Raw genomic sequence first — 18,144 nt, forward strand, 5'->3', positions numbered from 1 at the left:
GTAACAGAGTGCATTGAATTTTCGTCAACACTGAGACCCGATTTTGGCGGAAAAAAGCTCGTTCTTCATTAGAACGAAAAAACAAAGATCGAACGGCTTTTCCACCTTCCGAAAACGGATCGTTGTGAAACAATGCGTCCTTCTTCATTTTTTCCTGTCCTGAGGGAACCAAAGCGTTCCAATTCTGTTAATAGCTTTCGCCTTTCCCTAGCGGTGACGCCCCTTTGTGGCGGGAAATGGGCAAAATGTGCCTCCCTCCTTCTAGCCTAAAGCAATAATAAAGACTGTTGCTGAATCATCACAAAACCACCTGTTATTGATCCCAATAAATTGCTGAAGACTTTTCATTCAAAAACCAGAGATTTTGAAAAGCTCTATACTGAGATATGATGTTTACCTGTGCTGGGGGCATCCTGAATGAGTAATAAACGACGCGATTACACTCGTCGGCATCAGTCGCGAAGGCGGAAAAGCCGTGGAGCTTTAAGCAGTATCCTCTTAACTTTCTTTATCTTTTTTGTACTCATCGCGATTATTGTATCACTGCCTGATAACCGCCAGCGGGCAGGATCGCTAACGGGCAGTGTCTATGTGATTGATGGCGACACGGTCATTCTCGACAAGGTCCATATCCGCCTGCTTGGAATAGATGCCCCGGAAGTAGCGCAAAACTGTCAGATCGCAGGACGTGACTATCTTTGCGGCAGAGATGCACGAAATGCACTGCGCAACAGAATCAATGGTCAGTCGATTCGGTGTGAAATTTCCGGCATCGACAAATATGGCCGCGACCTAGGGCGGTGTTATCTGGGCGAGACTGATCTCAACCAATGGATGGTGGAACAAGGCTGGGCAGTTGCTTATGGGGACTATCGTAGCGAAGAGGCCACTGCGCGTCGCGAGAAGCGCGGCATATGGGCTGGCAGCTTCGAAGTGCCATATCAGTGGCGCAAAGACCATCAGCAACCAAATGCCGATGCTGCAACCGGCCATGAAACACGATCATCCGATGTAATCAGCGACATGATTCATTATATCAAAGGCCAAGTCGTTAAACTGCTAAATGCAATCTGATCTGGAGCATTACAGGAAGAATGGAAAATCTGGACGAGCTCAGACACTCGATCCAGGCGTGCCGCATTTGTCGTGACACGCCCCAATATCTGCCACCTTTACCGCACGAACCCAATCCGGTCTGTATTATTTCCAATACGGCACGCATCGCGATCTGCGGACAGGCGCCTGGCATTCGCGTGCATAACAGCTCCCTGCCCTTTAACGATCCGTCCGGTGATCGCCTGCGGCAATGGCTCGGCACAACCCGCGAAGAGTTTTACGATCCGTCACTTTTTGCGATTGTGCCGATGGGCTTTTGCTTTCCCGGCTATGACAAACATGGTGGCGACCTTCCACCACGTCGTGAGTGCCGTCCCACATGGCATGATCGCGTTTTTGCATCCATGCCTCAACTCGAATTCATTCTGGTCGTCGGGCAATATTCGCTTGCTTACCATCTTCCTGAATGGCGCAAGACGAGCCTGACCGAAACGGTTGAGAATTGGCGCAGTTTTATGGAAACGCCAAACGCTGATGGTCGAACCATTTTGCCCTTGCCGCATCCATCGTGGCGCAACAGCGGCTGGCTCAAACGCAATCCATGGTTTGACGCAGACGTCGTGCCTGCTTTGCAGCAAAAAATACGCAAACTGATTGGCTCCAGAAAATAATTTTTAGAACAACCATTCTCAACAGAATATTTTTCCTGTAAATTCATACCAAGGCAAACGATAAGGTATTAAGTTTCACGCATCCATTGGGTTCGGGAAACAGTTTCTAATATCGGGATAAAAATCGCATGGACAGGCTAGACAGAAAAATACTGCGCTTATTGCAGGAAGACGCAACACTGGCGGTAGCCGATGTCGCAAAGAAGGTTGGCCTATCCACAACCCCTTGCTGGCGCCGCATCCAGAAACTTGAGGAAGACGGCGTTATCAAACGCCGTGTCGCTATCCTCGATCCTGTGCGTATCAATGCGCGGGTAACGGTATTTGTTTCAGTTCGCACCAGTTCGCACAGCAATGAATGGCTCAAGCGTTTTTCAGAAGTTGTCCAGGAGTTTCCAGAGGTCATCGAGTTTTACCGCATGAGCGGCGATGTCGATTATCTGCTGCGCGTGGCGGTGCCTGACATTGGTGCTTATGATGCGTTCTATAAGCGCCTGATTAGCAAGATCGAAATTCGCGATGTGTCTTCATCGTTTGCTATGGAGCAGATTAAGTACACAACCGAGCTACCGCTCGACTACATGGTGCTCGACAAAGAGAACAATTAATACGCATTACCATAAAAAAAGCCCGGACTTTTTCGGCGCGCATCTTGTCCGAAAACCGTTTCACACTTTTCGGGATGCGCTATATCCGGGCTTTTTTATTTTTATTTCACGGTACTTGTAACGCCTGCTTGTTCAAATGTTGCCATTCCACTGTGGCAAAGCGCAGCCGCCTTGACGATACCAGCAGCAAGTGCCGCACCCGTTCCCTCTCCAAGACGCATCCCAAGATCGAGAAGTGGCTTCTTGCCCATTTTTTCAAGCAGCAAACGATGACCCGGCTCAGCCGAAACATGACCGAACAAGCAATGATCGAGCGATGTCGGATTAGCCGCATAAAGCACAGCGGCGGCAGCACTTGCGACGAAGCCATCAACGATAACTGGAATTTTTTCCATGCGCGCCGCAAGGATCGCGCCAGCCATTGCAGCCAATTCACGTCCGCCAAGGCGACGCAAAACTTCCAACGGGTCTCTGAGGTGATCCTGATGCAGGTTGACCGCCGCACGAACAGCCGCGAGCTTGCGATGCAACAATTCTCCCGTTGAGCCAGTACCCGGTCCAACCCAGTCTTCAGCCGAACCACCAAACAGGCCCATAGCAATGGCTGCGGCAATCGTTGTGTTGCCGATGCCCATTTCGCCGATGCAAAGAAGATCTGTACCGCCGGCAATACCTTCCATGCCGAAGGCCATGGTGGCCGCACAGGTGCGCTCGTCCATCGCTGCTTCTTCGGTGATGTCACCCGTTGGGTGTTCGAGCGCCAGATCGAAAACCTTGAGGCCCAGATCATGCGCAATGCAGAGCTGATTAATCGCAGCGCCACCGGCGGCAAAGTTCTCAACCATCTGCGCCGTGACACTTGAAGGGAATGGCGTGATGTTTTTTTCCGTCACACCATGATTGCCTGCAAAGACTGCGACCAGCGGACGATTGATCTGCGGAATGGATTTTCCAGTCCATGCAGCCAGCCATGCGACGATTTCTTCAAGCTGTCCGAGTGAGCCTGCTGGCTTTGTCAGTGTCGCTTCCCGCGCACGCACAGCCGCTTCCGCACCAAGATCTGGTCCCGGCAGATTGCGGATGAGTTCACGAAAATCGTCAAAAGGAAGGCCACTGGCACTCATATCGTCTGGTCCAATCAATCAATGGAGGATGCAAAACTATTTTGCTCGTCCTATAAGCACTTACGCATTTTTTCAAATCACCTCTTTGCGCCAAGGCTTATTGGCTGCAAATATTCCTTCCCATGCCATGTCGTTCTTAAAGCGGAGCAAGCACTTGCAGCGAAATAGCTTCATTGGAGACACAATCCGTTCTCTGGGGTTTCTAAGCCGTTTGCCGTTGCGTGCTGCATGGCTTGAGGGCTCGGGCGATTCGCTAAAAACAAGTGTGCGCGCTTTTCCGTTAGCCGGTGCGGTGCTTGGGTTACTTGCAGGCATTGCGCTGCTTATATCCGATTATCTGAACCTGCCCGCACTTGTTTCAAGCCTGATTGCTATTGGTGCACTCGCAGCGATGACAGGCGCACTCCACGAAGATGGCCTTGGCGACAGCGCAGACGGTTTTTTCGGGGCCTCAAAACCCCAACGTCGTCTCGAAATTATGAAGGACTCACGTATTGGCACCTTTGCGGCGCTAATACTCATCATCTGGACAGGCCTTAAAGCGGCACTTCTCGCAACACTTATCGAGAGAGTTGGCCCTTGTTACGCCGCTCTTGCGCTCATTGGTGCGGAATCTGCAAGCCGTGCGGCTATGCTCGCTCTCTGGTATGGTCTTCCATCAGCGCGTCCCGGTGGGCTTGCCGATAATCTGGGACAGCCTAGCTGGGAAACGCTTGTCTGCGGCTGTTTGCTTGGTCTTGGCATTCTGACGATCACCAGCATTCCAGTGGCGGGATTTGCAGGCTTCGTAAAAGCACTGCTTTTCAGCATTGTCTTAGTCTTTAGTTTTGCAAGGCTCTGCATAGCCAAAATTGGCGGACAGACCGGAGATACGCTGGGAGCGGCACAACAGATTTGTGCGCTCACTGTCCTGCTTGGCCTTGTCAGTGCGCTTTGATGCAACCACATTGATTTCATGAACGCGGCAGCAATCGAATCGCCATGCATTCTGGTGTGCGTGATAGACAGCCAAACAGGGTTTTGTCTGGGCTGCGCGCGGACGCTTGATGAAATTGCCGGTTGGTCCATGATGGACAGCGATGAACGGCGCGCAGTCATGGCGCTTTTAGCTCAGCGGCATGAAAGACTGGAAAAGAGAGAAAACTGATGGGGCGTTTGTTCTGGGTCGTAATTGCAGCCATTGCAGTTGTTATTTTGCTGCTGATGGCAAACGATGACAGCGGCACAACGCTTGGAATGGCCAATGACGCCTTTGGTCAGGCAGCCTATATGGGCATATGGGGTGTCGTGCTGGCAGCTGGCATTCTCGGCTCTGGCATCAAGCTTAGCGATTTCGCCCGGAACATGGCCGTCTGGGCAGTTATTATACTAGCGCTCGTTGCGGCCTATCAATATCGCTATGAGCTTCAGGACGTAGGAAGCCGTATCACGGCTGGCCTTATTCCCGGCAGTCCGATTTCGGGCCGCGCAACAGATGGTTCGCTGACGGTCACGCTTGCAAAATCTGCAAATGGCCATTTCGACGTTAACGGTCGCGTCAACGGCGCGCGCGTGCATTTCCTTGTCGATACGGGTGCATCTTCGGTCGTACTTTCGAAGGAAGATGCGGAACGTGCGGGCATCGACACATCGTCGCTGGCCTATAATGTCCCAATCAGCACGGCCAATGGCAGGGCAACGGCAGCAAGCATCACCATCGCGAGCTTGCAGATCGGCGACATAGAACGGCACAATATCCGCGCCATGGTTACGCAGGAAGGTCTTATGACCGGCAGTTTGCTTGGTATGAACTTCTTGCAAACACTGGGCGGTTTCAGCGTGCGCGGCGATCAGTTAATTATGATGGACTGATCAGGCCGCTTCAGCGCTGGCTTCCATGACGGACGCATATGCCTGACGCAGCAAATCACTATTCGCATCGGGCTTTGATGCATCCGTCGAGAGCATCTGACGCCAGCGACGTGCGCCGGGTTGCCCCGTGAACAAACCAATCATATGGCGGCTGATATGCGAAAGCTTGCCACCATCGGCAATATGCCTGTCTACATATTCGCACATTGCCTCAATAATCTCAGCCAAATCGACATGCTTTTCGTCTTCGCCATAGATCAGATGATCGACATCGGCTAAAATTGCCGGATTGTGATAGGCGACGCGGCCCAACATAACGCCATCTGTATGATCAAGATGCGCAACGGCCTCTTCAAGCGTAGCAATGCCACCATTTATGCCGATAAATGCCTCCGGCAGACGCTGCTTCAAACGATAAACACGATCATAATCAAGCGGCGGAATATCACGATTTTCCTTGGGCGAAAGACCTTTCAACCATGCTTTGCGGGCATGGACCCAAAGCGCGTCCGCTCCAGCGTTAAGAACCTGATCGGCAACCGCATCGAGTGCCACTTCCGGGTCCTGATCATCAACGCCAATCCGGCATTTGACAGTGACTGGCACAGAAACAGCCTCTTTCATTGCAGCCACACAGCGGGCAACCACATCGGGCGTCTGCATGAGGCAAGCGCCGAAGGTTCCCGACTGCACACGATCAGACGGGCAACCAACATTGAGATTAATTTCATCATAGCCAAAGCCTGCGCCGATCCGTGCAGCTTCCTGCAATTTAACGGGATCGGAGCCGCCAAGCTGAAGCGCAATCGGGTGCTCTGCTGCGTCAAACCCCATCAACCGCTCACGTGGGCCGTGGATCGCAGCATCCGCCACAACCATCTCGGTGTAGAGAAGAGCACGCTTTGAAAACAGCCTGTGAAAATATCTACAATGTCTATCAGACCAATCCAACATCGGCGCTACGGAGAACCGATGGTCGGGATAATTGCTCTTTTTATTTTTTATATCAGTCATTTAAACAATTATCCTGAGAATGCGATTCATCTGAGCATGAAAGCTTAAGATTGAAGGCCGTGCTGTAAGTGGCGCAAAAAGCCACAAACAATACAAATGATCAAGTTTTTGGGCCGCGAAGGCGATCAAATCATCGAATAGTGTGACTTCCGCGCCTATTACGAATTAAGATCATGATACGCGATTCTTAATACCAAAACTTGAGGACCATATTTTGACCGACCTGTCCCCCTTCAATAAGTCGTTCGATGCCTTTCTATTCGATATGGACGGCACTGTTCTAAGCTCGATTGCAGCGACCGAACGCGTCTGGGGACAATGGGCCACTCGCCACGGTATTGATCCGGTGACATTTGTGCCAACCATTCATGGTGTGCGTGCAGTGGATACGGTGCGCAGGCTTGGTCTGCCGCATCTCGACCCCGATACAGAAGCCAAGATCCTGCTTGATGCAGAAATGGCCGATCTGGACGGAATTGAAGCCATTGAAGGTGCAATTGATTTCCTCAAATCGTTGCCAGAAGACCGTTGGGCCATTGTCACTTCCGCCCCCATCGAATTGGCGCTTCGTCGCCTTGCGGCCGCCGGCATTGCGCTGCCAAAGGTCATTGTTTCAGCGGAAGACGTGGAGCGCGGAAAGCCAAGCCCTGAATGTTTCCAGCTTGGTGCAAAGCGGCTTGGTTTTGATCCGCATAATTGTCTGGTTTTTGAAGATGCGCCTGCCGGTATTGTTGCAGGTGAAACGGCTGGCGCGCATGTCGTCGTGGTGACTGCAACACATCCGCATTCGCCAGAAACCGCTCATAAGAGCATCAATAGCTATAAAGAACTGAAACTGTCGGTCGATGCCGAAACAGGTATCCTGTCGCTGACCGACGCTTCAATTTAATACGAATATGAAAGGCGCGTGTTAAATCACGCGCCGCCCTTCGCGCCAGACCGTGCGGATGATCGGCACATGCTCGGCAATCTGTACGCGCACAAGATCACCACGTTTGCCAATTGCGATCTCGCCGCGATCATCAAAACCAACAGCTTTTGCTGGATTGGCGGACACAAACCGCATTGCCTGCGGCAATGTGATTTCATCCATCACATCAGCCATGAAGAATGCCGCCTGCATCATGCTTGCCGGGATATAATCCGACGAAATAATATCGAGATGACCGGCCTCGGCCAATTCACGCGCAGAAACATTGCCGGAGTGCGAGCCACCGCGCACAACATTGGGTGCTCCCATCAGAACTGACATGCCGGAATCTTTTGAAGTTTTCGCAGCTAAATGCGTGGTCGGAAATTCGGCAACGCGAATGCCCTGCGTTTTGGCTTCTGCGACCTGGTCTGCTGTTGCATCATCATGGCTAGCAAGCACAATTCCGCGTGCATTGCAGGCATCAGAGATCGCAATCCGGTTCGAGGAAGAATGCTGCTGAGACTGGCCCATACGCTTTTCACAATAGCGAATGAACTCTTCTTCCGAGACCCTAAGCTTGCTCATGTAATAAAGCTTATAGGTCTCAATATCGGTAAATTGGCGCTGACCGGGTGCATGGTCCATCAGTGATACAAGTTTGACCAACGGGTGCACACCAAAGCGCTCAAAAGCACTCAGGCAATCAGGTGCCGAAACCTCGCAGCGCAAATGCAGATAATGATCGGCGCGCAGTCGTCCGGCTTCACGGCCTTCTGCGATGGCAGAGGAAAGCTTGCGCATATCTTCAACGCCGGTAGCAGCTTCCTCGTCAAACCCAATACGCAATGCATCAAACACGGTTGTAATGCCAGATGCTGCAATCTGCGCATCATGCGCCTGCACCGCCGCAATCGGGTTCCAGCGCACCTTTGGGCGCGGCGCATAGTGGCCTTCAAGATGATCGGTGTGTAGCTCTACCAGACCCGGCGTCAGATAATCGCCTTCCATATCCTTGCCGGAAACAGATGTGCCAGATGAAATATCAGCGATCATACCATCGATGATTTTTACCGTTCCGTTAATCACCTCATCGGGCAGAATAATATTGGCATTTTTTAAAATGAGTTCAGTCGTCATTCCTTATGGCCTCCCCACAGCCCTTGAGGACCGTTTGGGCACCTTATCACCCCCTGTCATGGGATGAAGCGAATGAATCTCGAATGGCGCACCTTTTTCGCGTTCCACAAAAAGCGCCAGATTGGCAACCTCGACTGGCTCATCAAGAACCGGTGCAAAAAACTCATCCAGTGTACGTTCAACCTGTGGGCGCTGTTTTTCATCAACAGGGCCGGTCAATGTCATATGAAACCGAAACTCTTCGAATACATAAGGGTAACCCCAGCGATCCAGATTTTGCCGCTGTGCGTCGCTCAATCGTTCTGGGCGGCGCTTTGCGATTTCTGCATCACGCAAGGGCGCACGAAAACGGTCAAATGATACAACAACGTCATTCGCCAGTTGGTTGAGCTCAGCCACGGGCTCTTCAGGAACAAGCGCGAAGAACGGACCAATGCCCTGCACTTTCAGGCGCGGAATAGCGAACGGGGCGGTCGAAGACGCAAAATACATAAGCGCAGAAAGCAGATCGCTTTCCTGAAACCCATCATCAAGCCTGAATGGTGCTTTCAAAGTTCCATGAAAGCCGTAACGGCGCGGTTCTTCCGTGAGTGCAGCGATATCTTCTGCTGCAAGAGTGCGAATCGCCGGAAGTTTCACAGCCTCGCCACTAAACGCACTGCGCCCCAACCAATTTGCAGCAACTTTCAAAAGCGCATCGCCCGAAGGCGGCGTGAAATAAATCGCGTAACGCATAGTGATTCCTCTTTTGCCGGGATCGTTACACGAGGAATGTGGCAAGTCGATAAAGGCTGGCTAAATCAGGATTTTACATCAGAGGAAATTCGTATAGGCGTATGCCCCAATAGCTATGAGGAGATAATAATGGGTGGTTTCGCGTCGATTGGTGAATGCATGATCGAACTATCAGGAGGCGATAGCGATCAATGGCGCATGGGGTACGCGGGCGACACGCTGAATACCGCCTGGTATATGCGTGCACTGACCGATCCGTCATTTCCAGTCGATTATGTCAGCGCATTTGGCGAAGACGACTTTTCGCAGAAACAACGCGCATTTCTTGATACCAATGGTATTGGCACAGCACATAGTCCGGTTATCAAAGGCGTGCATCCGGGACTTTATGCCATTACACTCAATGGTGCAGAACGCTCATTCACCTATTGGCGCAGCGATGCGGCAGCGAAGCGGCTTGCAAGTGATAGAGACGCGCTGAGAGCCAGTCTTTCTGGCCGTGATATGATTTACTTTTCCGGTATCTCGGTGGGGATCGTGTTTCCTGAACATCGCGAAACGCTGTTCGAGGTTCTGCGCGAATGCCGTGGAAATGGCGCACTCATCGCGTTTGATCCGAATTTCCGCCATCAGCTTTGGCCTGATCGCGAAGTTGCCAAAAAGATCATCAGTGAAGCCATGCAGATCGCCGATATAGCTTTGCCTACTTTTCCGGATGAACAGGCATTGTTTGGCGACGAAACAGCCCAAGCCTGCGCTGAGCGGCTGATCGGACTAGGCGTCAAAGAAATCGTTGTGAAAGACGGCACTGAACCAGCGTTAGTTATCGCGGACGGCCAACAAAGCCTCGTGCCTTCTGTGAAAGCCAATCCCGTTGATACAACAGGTGCAGGTGATAGCTTTAATGGCGGCTATCTCGCGGCACGCCTCAAAGGTTTGTCGCCTGTTGAAGCAGCGCAAAAGGCGCATGCCGTTGCTGCCCGCGTGGTCGAAATTCGCGGCGCGCTGGCTCCGATGGAAACCGCACGCGCCGCCTATTCTTAAGGCTTAATCTTTTGTGAAGGTAAAGTGACTTGTCTGGGCGTAAACTTCGCCCGGACGTAGAATGGATTGCGGAACATAGGAATATTCCAGCGATCCCGGCCAAAGCTGCGGCTCAAGGCAGAAACCGGCATGTTTGCCATAAGGCTTCCCCGTCAGCCCAATGCAATCATTGGCCATCGTGTTACCGGCATAAAACTGAACACCGGGTTCAGTCGTCGATATATCCAGACGAATACCCGAACGCGCTCCCTTTACGGATGCACAAGGACGCAATGGGCCACGCGCGGCTGTCAGGCATAAATTGCTATCGTATTCGAGCTGTTTGCCGTTTTCATCATAGCGGATTGGCCGAAAATCACGGAAATCATAAGCTGTGTCTTTGACAGGCAAAATGCGACCATCAGGAATCAGCGCTTCATCGACTGGCATATAGGCTTCGGCTTCAATTTTGAGCTGATGGTCGAGAATATCGCCCTCGCCGCCATCGTCGAGATTGAAATAGCTATGATGCAGCAGGCTGCAAGGGGTCGCCTTGTCCGTTACAGCCTCGAGATGAACGACCAGCGTACCATCATTCTTCAGCGTATAGGTACAACTAACGTTCAGGTTTCCGGGGAAACCCATTTCACCGTCCTTGGACAGTATCTTGAGGGTGACAAAGTCCGCACCTGCTTCCACAATATCCCAAACCCGGTTTCCAAGCCCTTGGCTGCCGCCATGAAGATTGTGAATGCCCTCAAAGTTTGGCTCGACGTCGTAGGTAGTACCATCAAGCTCAAAACGAGCGTTGCGTATCCTGTTTGAAAAGCGGCCGGCAATAGCACCCAAATGCGGTGAATGCGCGGGATAGTCATTAAAATCACGATAGCCAATGACAAGCGGTGCTTCATGGCTTTCCAGACGCAAATCCTGAATGGCTGCGCCCCATGTGATTACTTTTGCCTCAAGCGGGCCATTGGCGATGGTCAAACGATGAACCGCCTGCCCATCTGGGGCATATCCAAATATTTCCGATGTCACTTTATCCGCCCATTTTTAAGTCGTTACAGAGCTATATCAAGCAGCATCAACGCTTACTGTGCAAGAGCCAAATGCCGAAATCGATTGAGTGTTTTCAAATGAATCATGAAGAATAAAATTTATATTATTCCTTCAAATTATGCGATAATATCAAGTATATTTAACTATTACATTTATTTTATAATATACAAATTGAGGTTTTTATACATGAAAGCCAATTTCAAAAAAACCATTGAGTATATTTTTAGCGAAGAAGGTGGATTTGTTGATAACCCCCATGATCCGGGAGGCGCAACCAATATGGGAATTACGCTCAATACATTATCTGCATGGCGGGGGCATCCAGTATCACCACAAGATGTGAGGGAGCTTACACCGACCGACGCATCAAAAATTTACCAGCAACAATTCTGGAACAAGACTGATGGCGACAATTTACCTTCCGGTGTTGATTACGCTGTTTTCGATTTTGCGGTTAATTCCGGGCCTGGTCGTGCGGCAAAAATGCTGCAAGGTACCGTCAACCAGCATGAAGATGGCGTCATCGGCGCTCAGACAATTGCTGCCATCTCCAGTCGGTCACCCGTGGAGATCATCAATGCGCTTTGTGATGCACGCGCCTCATGGCTCAAAGGCCTATCCACAGCATCGACATTCGGAAAAGGCTGGTTGGCTCGTGTGGAACGTGTGCGATCACGAGCAATTGCAATGGCCTTGACGCTGCCATTCGTCGAGCCAATGGAACCAAAAATCCAAGGACTTCCGAAAGCACGTCAGCAAGACACAGCGTTGGCAACAGCTTTTAAACATCCCCAGGGGCTCAGCGCCTTAGCAAGTGCGACATCAGGCCTCGCAGCCATCGCGTCCGGCGACCATTTTGTGCGTTATGCACTCGCAATCGTAATGATAGGGTTTTGCATCATTGGGCTTTGGCACTTCATTCAGAGCTTAAGGAGCGAACCCTAACCAATGCAATTTTGTCCCCATTTCAAAAAATTGTAATCCACTTTATGTTGCGCTTCGCATAGCAGACACCTTATATGCGCGATCAAAGCTCTGGTTATTGTGAAAGCAATATGACTTTCCCTATCGCCGGAAACACGCTAGATACGCGCAGATACTCAGACGCATGCCCCATGAGGCATTGCAGGAATAAAGGAATCGAAACTTGTCCTCTACTTTTGACAAAGTCGCCGACATCATCGCAGAAACCAGCGAAATCGACCGTGACACCATCACGCCGGATAGCCACACTATTGATGATCTTGGCATCGACAGCCTAGACTTCCTCGACATCGTATTTGCGATCGACAAAGAATTCGGCATCAAGATTCCGCTTGAACAGTGGACTCAGGAAGTCAACGAAGGCAAAGCTCCGACCGAAGAATACTTCGTTCTAAAGAATCTTTGTGCCAAGATCGACGAGCTGGTTGCCGCCAAAAAAGGCTAAACAGCCACGAAACCTGACGGTATGAGAGGGTGAACATCCGTGTTCGCCCTGATTCCGTTTCTGGATCAGCATTTACGGGTAGACCGAACCATGCAGAGCAATAAAGTCGTCATCACTGGCATTGGCATCATCTCATCGCTAGGCGAAGGGCTGGATGCGCATTGGAACGCTTTTTCCACGGCAGGTTCTGAACCGCGCCTCGAAAAAGGAGCCTTTGCGCCTTACACCGTTCACCCCCTCGGCGAAGTCGATTGGGGTTTGCAAATCCCAAAGCGTGGCGACCAGCGCCAGATGGAGACATGGCAGCGGCTTGGTACCTATGCGGCAGGCCTCGCGCTTGACGATGCTGGTATCAAGGATGACGAAGCGCTCTGCGCCAGCATGGACATGATCGTAGGCGCCGGTGGCGGCGAACGCGACATTACCGTCGATATGCAGATTCTTGAAGAAGGCCGCACCAGTAACAATCGCGGTGTAATGCTCAACGAGAAACTCTCGACCGAGCTGCGCCCTACCCTGTTTCTGGCTCAGCTTTCCAATTTGCTCGCAGGCAATATCTCCATCGTCCATAAGGTGACCGGCTCCTCGCGCACATTCATGGGCGAAGAAGGTTCGGGAATTTCAGCGATTGAAACGGCGGCAGCGCGCATTCGCTCTGGCCAAAGCACGCATGCACTGGTTGGCGGATCGTATAATTCCGAACATTTCGACATGATTCTTGGCCATGAGCTTGGCGGATTGCTCAAGCATGACGGCTGGGCATCGCTCTGGGACCGAGATGGAACTGCCGGTGGCGGCATGATTTCCGGCTCTGGCGGCGTATTCCTTGTGCTTGAAAGCGCAGACCATGCGCAAAAGCGCGGTGCCCGCGCCTATGCAGAGATTGCAAATATCGAAAGCGCGCAGGTTCGCCGCGATGCAGCCGATCTCACCAAGACGGTTCGTGAACTTGTGCTTGCTGCCAATGGCGGCAAAGAACCTGAATATGTGGTGTCTGGCGCTTCCGGCGCACATAAGGCAACCGCTGCTGAGAAAGCGGCCCTTGAAGGTATTTCTGCCGCCTATCGTGGCATTACAAGTCTGACCGGTCATCTGCGCGAAGCACAGTTTCCGCTCGCTCTTGCGCTCGCGGCGATTTCCGTCTGGAAGGGCGAGGCTATCGCTGCTTCCAGCGCGTCTGAAAAAGCCATTAATGGCAACGTCAAAGAAGCCATTGTCACAACCATCGGCGCAACACGCGCTGAGGGTGCTGCAAAGCTGGTGAGAGCATAAGATGAGCAAATATACAGACCATCTCGGCCGTCCAATTGTTGCTATCACAGGTGCTGGTGTTGTTTCTTCGCTCGGACAGGGCAAGCAAGACAACTGGGAAGCACTGACCAGCGGACGTTCCGGTATTCATGAAATCACCCGTTTTCCAACGGACAGCCTAAAAACACGCTTTTCAGGCACTGTGGATTTTCTGCCTGAAAGCAATGTTGGCTCTTCGGCTCTGTCTGAGGCGCTCGCGCGTCTTGCAGGTGAAGAAGCCCTTGCACAGTCTGGCCTTTCGGTCAGCGATTTTGGTGGTCCGCTTTTCCTCGCAGCACCTCCGGTTGAACTCGACTGGAAAAGCCGCTTTGCGCTTGATGCAAGCGTTAAGGACGAAGGCCCGGCCAGCTATCAGCTTCTGCTCGAAGCTTGCCGTCGTGCGCGTCAGGATGAGCTTTTTAACACAACACAGTTTGGCTATATCGCCGAGCGATTGTCAGAGATTTTCGGCACACGCGGCCTGCCCGTAACGCTATCGACTGCATGTGCTTCGGGCGCAACTGCTATCCAGCTTGGCGTTGAAGCCATTCGCCGTGGCGAAAGCGACCGCGTTCTCTCGATTGGTACGGACGGTTCTGTATCGGCTGAATCGCTTATCCGTTTCTCGCTGCTCTCGGCACTCTCCACGCAGAATGATAAGCCGGAAAAGGCCTCGAAGCCTTTCTCGAAAGATCGCGATGGTTTTGCGATGGCTGAAGGTTCAGGCGCGCTGGTTATGGAATCGCTTGAAAGCGCCATTGCACGAGGTGCAAAGGTGCTTGGCATTCTCGCCGGTTGCGGCGAAAAGGCCGACGATTTCCATCGTACCCGTTCAAAGCCAGACGCCTCGCCTGCGATTGGCACTGTGCGCGCGGCACTTGCCGATGCGGGCCTGACTGAAGATCAGCTTTCCTATGTCAATGCGCATGGCACTTCGACACCTGAAAATGACAAGATGGAATATCTCGCTCTTTCCACAGTCTTTGGTGAACGTCTCTCTTCGATCCCGGTTTCGTCCAACAAGTCGATGATCGGTCATACACTGACTGCTGCTGGCGCGATTGAAGCAGTGTTCTCACTGTTGACGATTGAAACTGGCACCTTGCCTCCAACCATCAATTACGACCATGCTGATCCGGCGATCCCGCTGGATGTAGTGCCAAATGTGAAGCGTGATGCGCAGGTTTCTACCGTAATTTCGAACTCATTTGGTTTTGGTGGACAGAACACAAGTCTTGTATTGACGGCAAATCCGAATTAATCGGGTCCAAATCTAAAGCGCTACGCGCTTTCGTTCTTTGCTTATACGCATGTCTTTAACCCAAAACCGGTTCCCACTTTTGGGAGACATGCTTGAACATTCTCGGTAATCCCGGTCGGCAAAATGCTCTCCGGGATTATGTCTTGAAAAGGATAAATTCATGCGCGCCTTGCAGCTTCTCGACGATCGTCGTCTTGAAATGACCGACATTGCTCCGCCACCTGCTCCCGGCAATGGCGAAGTGACCGTGAAGATCAAGGCCGTTGCGCTCAACCATATCGACGTTTGGGGCTGGCGCGGCATGGCATTTGCCAAGCGCAAGATGCCACTCATCATCGGTGCCGAAGCTTCGGGCGTTGTCGATGCAATTGGTCCGGGCGTATCGAATGTTCTGCCCGGCCAGCTCGTTTCGATCTATGGCGCACGCACCTGTGGACTTTGCAAGGCCTGCCGCGAAGGTCGCGACAATCTCTGTGAACATGTCGGTGGTGTTCATGGCTTCCATCTTGATGGTTTCGCCTGTGAAGCCGTCAATCTGCCAGCACGTTTGCTCGTTCCAGCACCTCCCGGTGTTGACGCAATTGGCGCAGCTGTCGCTCCTGTTACTTTTGGTACGGTCGAGCATATGCTGTTTGACAATGCGAAGCTTCAGCCGGGCGAAACCGTTCTGGTTCAGGCTGGCGGTTCGGGCATTGGTTCGGCTGCAATTCAGCTTGCCAAGAAAATGGGCTGCACGGTTATCACCACTGTTGGCTCCGACGACAAGATCGAAAAGGCCAAGGCGCTCGGTGCTGATCACGTCATCAATTACCGTGTTGACCGCTTTGAAGGTGTTGTGCGCAAGCTCACCAAGAAGAAGGGCGTTGACGTTGTGTTTGAGCATGTTGGTGCCGACACATGGGCAGGGTCAATGCTTTGCATGAAGCGCGGGGCACGTCTTGTGACCTGTGGTTCGACCTCTGGTGTTTCGACCAATATGAACCTGATGCAGCTTTTCCAGCAGCAGCTTAAAATCCTCGGCTCTTTCGGTTGCCGTATGGAAAATATGGCTGATGCGATGCAGAAAATGGCGCAGGGCGTTGTTCATCCGGTCATCGATACTATCGTTGGCTTTGATGACATCGGCACTGCCTTAAAGCGCATGGAAGGCCGCGACGTTTTCGGCAAGATCGTATTGCAGATCGACTAAGCATTTGATGTTCAAGTTCAAGCTTCTTCTCTTCAAGTGGTCGCGTAAGCTCAAGCAGTTTAATTACTGGCTGTGGGCGCAGGCTGTGTTTATCGCGCTGGCGCTGTTGCGTCTGCTACCTGCCAAAAGCGCAATCCGCTTTTCGGCATGGTTTGCGCGCAAGGTCGGGCCACTCACACCACGGCATAAGGTTGCGACCAGCAATCTGCGTCATGCCTATCCAGAGAAGAGCGACGCTGAAATTGAGAAGATCGCCATCGAGATGTGGGATTCGATGGCGCGTCTTTTCGCGGAATATATCTTCCTCGATGCGATCTTTGATTTTGATCCCAATGCGACCGAACCCGGCCTGATTGAAGTTGACGGCATTCCCATTTTCGAGCGCCTGTGCAATGAAACAAAGCCGCATATCTTTTTCACCGCGCATACGGGCAATTTCGAGCTTCTGCCGATCTGTGCCGGTACGTTTGGTCTTGATGTAACCGCCCTCTTCCGCCCGCCGAACAATCCTTATATCGCCAAGACCGTTCTCAAAGCGCGCAAGACAAATATGGGGCATTTGGTGCCTTCCAAGGCCGGTGCTGCATGGTCCTTGGCGCGTGTTCTGGATAATGGCGGCAATGTTGGCATGCTGGTAGACCAGAAGTTCCAGCGCGGCGTGCCTTCGAGCTTCTTCGACCGTCCGGTAAAGACCAATCCGCTGCTCGCGAAGCTTGCGCGTCAGTACGATTGCGATGTTTATCCGGCGCGCTGCATTCGTCTGCCCGGTGGCCGTTACCGGCTTGAGCTGAAAGAGCGCATGGAACTGCCGCGTGACGAAAAAGGCGAGATCGACATTGCCGCAACTGCGCAGCTTCTCAACGATACCGTTGAAGGCTGGGTGCGCGAATACCCCGGCCAGTGGATGTGGTTCCACAAGCGCTGGGGCTAAACTCAATATCTGCGTTCGGTCAAAACTGGCCGGACGCTTTTTTGTTTGAATAAGGCAAATGCTTGCCAAGGGAGACAACCATGCGTCCTATCGCAATCGCCCCATCCATTCTGTCCGCCGACTTTGCGCGTCTGGGTGAAGAAGTCGACGCCGTGCTCGAAGCCGGTGCCGACTGGATTCATATCGACGTTATGGACGGCCATTTCGTGCCAAACATCACGTTCGGCCCGCAGGTCGTCAAAGCAATTCGTCCGCGTACTCAGGCATTCTTTGATACCCATCTGATGATCGCGCCATGCGATCTTTATCTGGAAGCTTTTGCCGATGCTGGCTGTGATCTGATCACTGTTCATGCCGAAGTAGGTGCGCACACACACCGTTCGTTGCAGAATATTCGTGCTTTCGGCAAAAAATCCGGTCTTGCGCTCAATCCAGCGACACCTGTCGAAGCGCTGACCAATGTTATCGATGACGTTGATCTTGTGCTTGTGATGACAGTTAATCCGGGCTTTGGTGGCCAGAAGTTCATCGCTCCAATGCTCGATAAGATCAAACGCGTGCGTGACATGATTGGCGACCGCCCAATTGATATTGAAGTCGATGGCGGCATCACGCCAGAAACCGCTGGTCTGGTTGTTGCCGCCGGTGCCAATATTCTCGTTGCGGGTTCTGCTGTTTACAAAGGCAACTCTGTCGAGAGCTATGCCGCCAACATCAAAGCCATTCGCGAAGCCGCAGAAGCAGCGCGATAATAGATTTTTCCGGGGTGATGTGCGTTGAGCGGAGCGTCAGGCTCTGCTAAACACCACGCATTCCCTTTACCCAAGACCTGCAGCCCGGCAGACGGGCC

General features: G+C 52.1%; 20 protein-coding genes. 15 read left to right on the forward strand and 5 right to left on the reverse strand.

Annotation, left to right across the window (positions count from 1 at the left end):
• Window positions 1-417 precede the first annotated feature (417 nt).
• The 3 genes from ACOZHT_RS00730 (at window position 418) to ACOZHT_RS00740 (ending at window position 2,335) form a co-directional block, all read left to right on the forward strand.
• Window positions 418-1,074 carry a thermonuclease family protein gene (locus ACOZHT_RS00730; protein ID WP_421565256.1) on the forward strand — a complete coding sequence of 219 codons (657 nt, stop codon included), beginning with the start codon at window positions 418-420 and terminating at the stop codon, window positions 1,072-1,074.
• 20 nt (window positions 1,075-1,094) lie between these two features.
• Window positions 1,095-1,727 carry a uracil-DNA glycosylase family protein gene (locus tag ACOZHT_RS00735; RefSeq protein WP_339508466.1) on the forward strand — a complete coding sequence of 211 codons (633 nt, stop codon included), beginning with the start codon at window positions 1,095-1,097 and terminating at the stop codon, window positions 1,725-1,727.
• 128 nt (window positions 1,728-1,855) lie between these two features.
• Entirely contained in the window at window positions 1,856-2,335 is a 480-nt protein-coding gene (locus ACOZHT_RS00740) for an Lrp/AsnC family transcriptional regulator (protein ID WP_339508465.1), read from the forward strand.
• Between the two features lie 101 nt (window positions 2,336-2,436).
• On the opposite strand, the gene cobT is transcribed toward ACOZHT_RS00740, so the two are convergent.
• Window positions 2,437-3,459, reverse strand: a complete 1,023-nt coding sequence (gene cobT, locus ACOZHT_RS00745) for a nicotinate-nucleotide--dimethylbenzimidazole phosphoribosyltransferase (RefSeq protein ID WP_339508464.1) — start codon at window positions 3,457-3,459, stop codon at window positions 2,437-2,439.
• Between the two features lie 154 nt (window positions 3,460-3,613).
• Here cobT and ACOZHT_RS00750 point away from each other — a divergent pair, with 154 nt between their 5' ends.
• Genes ACOZHT_RS00750 through ACOZHT_RS00760 form a run of 3 tightly spaced genes read left to right on the forward strand, consistent with a single transcriptional unit; the run spans window position 3,614 to window position 5,310 of the window.
• The gene (locus ACOZHT_RS00750) at window positions 3,614-4,396 is read left to right on the forward strand and encodes an adenosylcobinamide-GDP ribazoletransferase (RefSeq protein WP_339508463.1); all 783 of its coding nucleotides are present in this window, start codon (window positions 3,614-3,616) and stop codon (window positions 4,394-4,396) included.
• Window positions 4,397-4,414: 18 nt separating this feature from the next.
• Window positions 4,415-4,606 carry a DUF1289 domain-containing protein gene (locus tag ACOZHT_RS00755; protein ID WP_339508461.1) on the forward strand — a complete coding sequence of 64 codons (192 nt, stop codon included), beginning with the start codon at window positions 4,415-4,417 and terminating at the stop codon, window positions 4,604-4,606.
• Window positions 4,606-5,310 carry a TIGR02281 family clan AA aspartic protease gene (locus ACOZHT_RS00760; protein WP_339508460.1) on the forward strand — a complete coding sequence of 235 codons (705 nt, stop codon included), beginning with the start codon at window positions 4,606-4,608 and terminating at the stop codon, window positions 5,308-5,310. The genes ACOZHT_RS00755 and ACOZHT_RS00760 overlap by 1 nt, the downstream gene beginning before the upstream one ends.
• Here ACOZHT_RS00760 and dusA read toward each other — a convergent pair whose 3' ends face one another.
• On the reverse strand, window positions 5,311-6,324 hold the full coding sequence (gene dusA / locus ACOZHT_RS00765) for a tRNA dihydrouridine(20/20a) synthase DusA (RefSeq protein WP_339508458.1): 1,014 nt from the start codon (window positions 6,322-6,324) through the stop codon (window positions 5,311-5,313). It lies immediately after the preceding gene.
• 214 nt (window positions 6,325-6,538) lie between these two features.
• On the opposite strand from dusA, the gene ACOZHT_RS00770 reads away from it, so the two are divergent.
• Window positions 6,539-7,213, forward strand: coding sequence for an HAD family hydrolase (locus ACOZHT_RS00770; protein ID WP_339508456.1), 675 nt, complete (start codon window positions 6,539-6,541; stop codon window positions 7,211-7,213).
• A 21-nt stretch (window positions 7,214-7,234) separates the two neighbouring features.
• On the opposite strand, the gene ACOZHT_RS00775 is transcribed toward ACOZHT_RS00770, so the two are convergent.
• A complete protein-coding gene (locus ACOZHT_RS00775) occupies window positions 7,235-8,374 on the reverse strand; it encodes an alpha-D-ribose 1-methylphosphonate 5-triphosphate diphosphatase (RefSeq protein ID WP_339508454.1) in 1,140 nt (379 codons plus the stop codon).
• Window positions 8,375-8,377: 3 nt separating this feature from the next.
• Window positions 8,378-9,109 carry a DUF1045 domain-containing protein gene (locus tag ACOZHT_RS00780; protein ID WP_339508453.1) on the reverse strand — a complete coding sequence of 244 codons (732 nt, stop codon included), beginning with the start codon at window positions 9,107-9,109 and terminating at the stop codon, window positions 8,378-8,380.
• Between the two features lie 129 nt (window positions 9,110-9,238).
• Here ACOZHT_RS00780 and ACOZHT_RS00785 point away from each other — a divergent pair, with 129 nt between their 5' ends.
• Window positions 9,239-10,153 (forward strand): sugar kinase, encoded by a 915-nt coding sequence (locus ACOZHT_RS00785; protein WP_339508451.1) that lies wholly within the window; start codon window positions 9,239-9,241, stop codon window positions 10,151-10,153.
• Window positions 10,154-10,156: 3 nt separating this feature from the next.
• Here ACOZHT_RS00785 and ACOZHT_RS00790 read toward each other — a convergent pair whose 3' ends face one another.
• Window positions 10,157-11,173 carry an aldose epimerase family protein gene (locus tag ACOZHT_RS00790; RefSeq protein WP_339508449.1) on the reverse strand — a complete coding sequence of 339 codons (1,017 nt, stop codon included), beginning with the start codon at window positions 11,171-11,173 and terminating at the stop codon, window positions 10,157-10,159.
• Between the two features lie 207 nt (window positions 11,174-11,380).
• Between ACOZHT_RS00790 and ACOZHT_RS00795 the strand changes: the two genes are divergently transcribed.
• The 7 genes from ACOZHT_RS00795 (at window position 11,381) to rpe (ending at window position 18,046) form a co-directional block, all read left to right on the forward strand.
• Window positions 11,381-12,139 (forward strand): glycoside hydrolase family 108 protein, encoded by a 759-nt coding sequence (locus tag ACOZHT_RS00795; RefSeq protein ID WP_421565390.1) that lies wholly within the window; start codon window positions 11,381-11,383, stop codon window positions 12,137-12,139.
• Window positions 12,140-12,341: 202 nt separating this feature from the next.
• Window positions 12,342-12,623: an acyl carrier protein gene (locus ACOZHT_RS00800; RefSeq protein ID WP_024897522.1), complete on the forward strand. Its 282-nt coding sequence runs from the start codon at window positions 12,342-12,344 to the stop codon at window positions 12,621-12,623.
• A 90-nt stretch (window positions 12,624-12,713) separates the two neighbouring features.
• Window positions 12,714-13,895 (forward strand): beta-ketoacyl-ACP synthase, encoded by a 1,182-nt coding sequence (locus tag ACOZHT_RS00805; protein ID WP_339508445.1) that lies wholly within the window; start codon window positions 12,714-12,716, stop codon window positions 13,893-13,895.
• A gap of 1 nt (window position 13,896) precedes the next feature.
• On the forward strand, window positions 13,897-15,174 hold the full coding sequence (locus ACOZHT_RS00810) for a beta-ketoacyl-ACP synthase (RefSeq protein ID WP_339508443.1): 1,278 nt from the start codon (window positions 13,897-13,899) through the stop codon (window positions 15,172-15,174).
• Between the two features lie 160 nt (window positions 15,175-15,334).
• Window positions 15,335-16,363 carry a zinc-binding dehydrogenase gene (locus tag ACOZHT_RS00815; protein WP_094506997.1) on the forward strand — a complete coding sequence of 343 codons (1,029 nt, stop codon included), beginning with the start codon at window positions 15,335-15,337 and terminating at the stop codon, window positions 16,361-16,363.
• 4 nt (window positions 16,364-16,367) lie between these two features.
• The gene (locus ACOZHT_RS00820; RefSeq protein ID WP_339508440.1) at window positions 16,368-17,294 is read left to right on the forward strand and encodes a lipid A biosynthesis lauroyl acyltransferase; all 927 of its coding nucleotides are present in this window, start codon (window positions 16,368-16,370) and stop codon (window positions 17,292-17,294) included.
• Window positions 17,295-17,374: 80 nt separating this feature from the next.
• On the forward strand, window positions 17,375-18,046 hold the full coding sequence (gene rpe / locus ACOZHT_RS00825; protein WP_339508439.1) for a ribulose-phosphate 3-epimerase: 672 nt from the start codon (window positions 17,375-17,377) through the stop codon (window positions 18,044-18,046).
• Window positions 18,047-18,144: the final 98 nt, after the last annotated feature.

The sequence above is a fragment of the Ochrobactrum sp. EDr1-4 genome (assembly GCF_049199085.1).
GTDB lineage: Bacteria > Pseudomonadota > Alphaproteobacteria > Rhizobiales > Rhizobiaceae > Brucella.

Bases quoted from the DNA above. Each gene is read 5' to 3' on its own strand.
- ACOZHT_RS00730 (WP_421565256.1), top strand. From the start codon at position 418: ATGAGTAATAAACGACGCGATTACACTCGTCGGCATCAGTCGCGAAGG.
- ACOZHT_RS00735 (WP_339508466.1), top strand. From the start codon at position 1,095: ATGGAAAATCTGGACGAGCTCAGACACTCGATCCAGGCGTGCCGCATT.
- ACOZHT_RS00740 (WP_339508465.1), top strand. From the start codon at position 1,856: ATGGACAGGCTAGACAGAAAAATACTGCGCTTATTGCAGGAAGACGCA.
- cobT (WP_339508464.1), bottom strand. From the start codon at position 3,459: ATGAGTGCCAGTGGCCTTCCTTTTGACGATTTTCGTGAACTCATCCGC.
- ACOZHT_RS00755 (WP_339508461.1), top strand. From the start codon at position 4,415: ATGAACGCGGCAGCAATCGAATCGCCATGCATTCTGGTGTGCGTGATA.
- ACOZHT_RS00760 (WP_339508460.1), top strand. From the start codon at position 4,606: ATGGGGCGTTTGTTCTGGGTCGTAATTGCAGCCATTGCAGTTGTTATT.
- dusA (WP_339508458.1), bottom strand. From the start codon at position 6,324: ATGACTGATATAAAAAATAAAAAGAGCAATTATCCCGACCATCGGTTC.
- ACOZHT_RS00775 (WP_339508454.1), bottom strand. From the start codon at position 8,374: ATGACGACTGAACTCATTTTAAAAAATGCCAATATTATTCTGCCCGAT.
- ACOZHT_RS00780 (WP_339508453.1), bottom strand. From the start codon at position 9,109: ATGCGTTACGCGATTTATTTCACGCCGCCTTCGGGCGATGCGCTTTTG.
- ACOZHT_RS00785 (WP_339508451.1), top strand. From the start codon at position 9,239: ATGGGTGGTTTCGCGTCGATTGGTGAATGCATGATCGAACTATCAGGA.
- ACOZHT_RS00795 (WP_421565390.1), top strand. From the start codon at position 11,381: ATGAAAGCCAATTTCAAAAAAACCATTGAGTATATTTTTAGCGAAGAA.
- ACOZHT_RS00805 (WP_339508445.1), top strand. From the start codon at position 12,714: ATGCAGAGCAATAAAGTCGTCATCACTGGCATTGGCATCATCTCATCG.
- ACOZHT_RS00810 (WP_339508443.1), top strand. From the start codon at position 13,897: ATGAGCAAATATACAGACCATCTCGGCCGTCCAATTGTTGCTATCACA.
- ACOZHT_RS00815 (WP_094506997.1), top strand. From the start codon at position 15,335: ATGCGCGCCTTGCAGCTTCTCGACGATCGTCGTCTTGAAATGACCGAC.
- rpe (WP_339508439.1), top strand. From the start codon at position 17,375: ATGCGTCCTATCGCAATCGCCCCATCCATTCTGTCCGCCGACTTTGCG.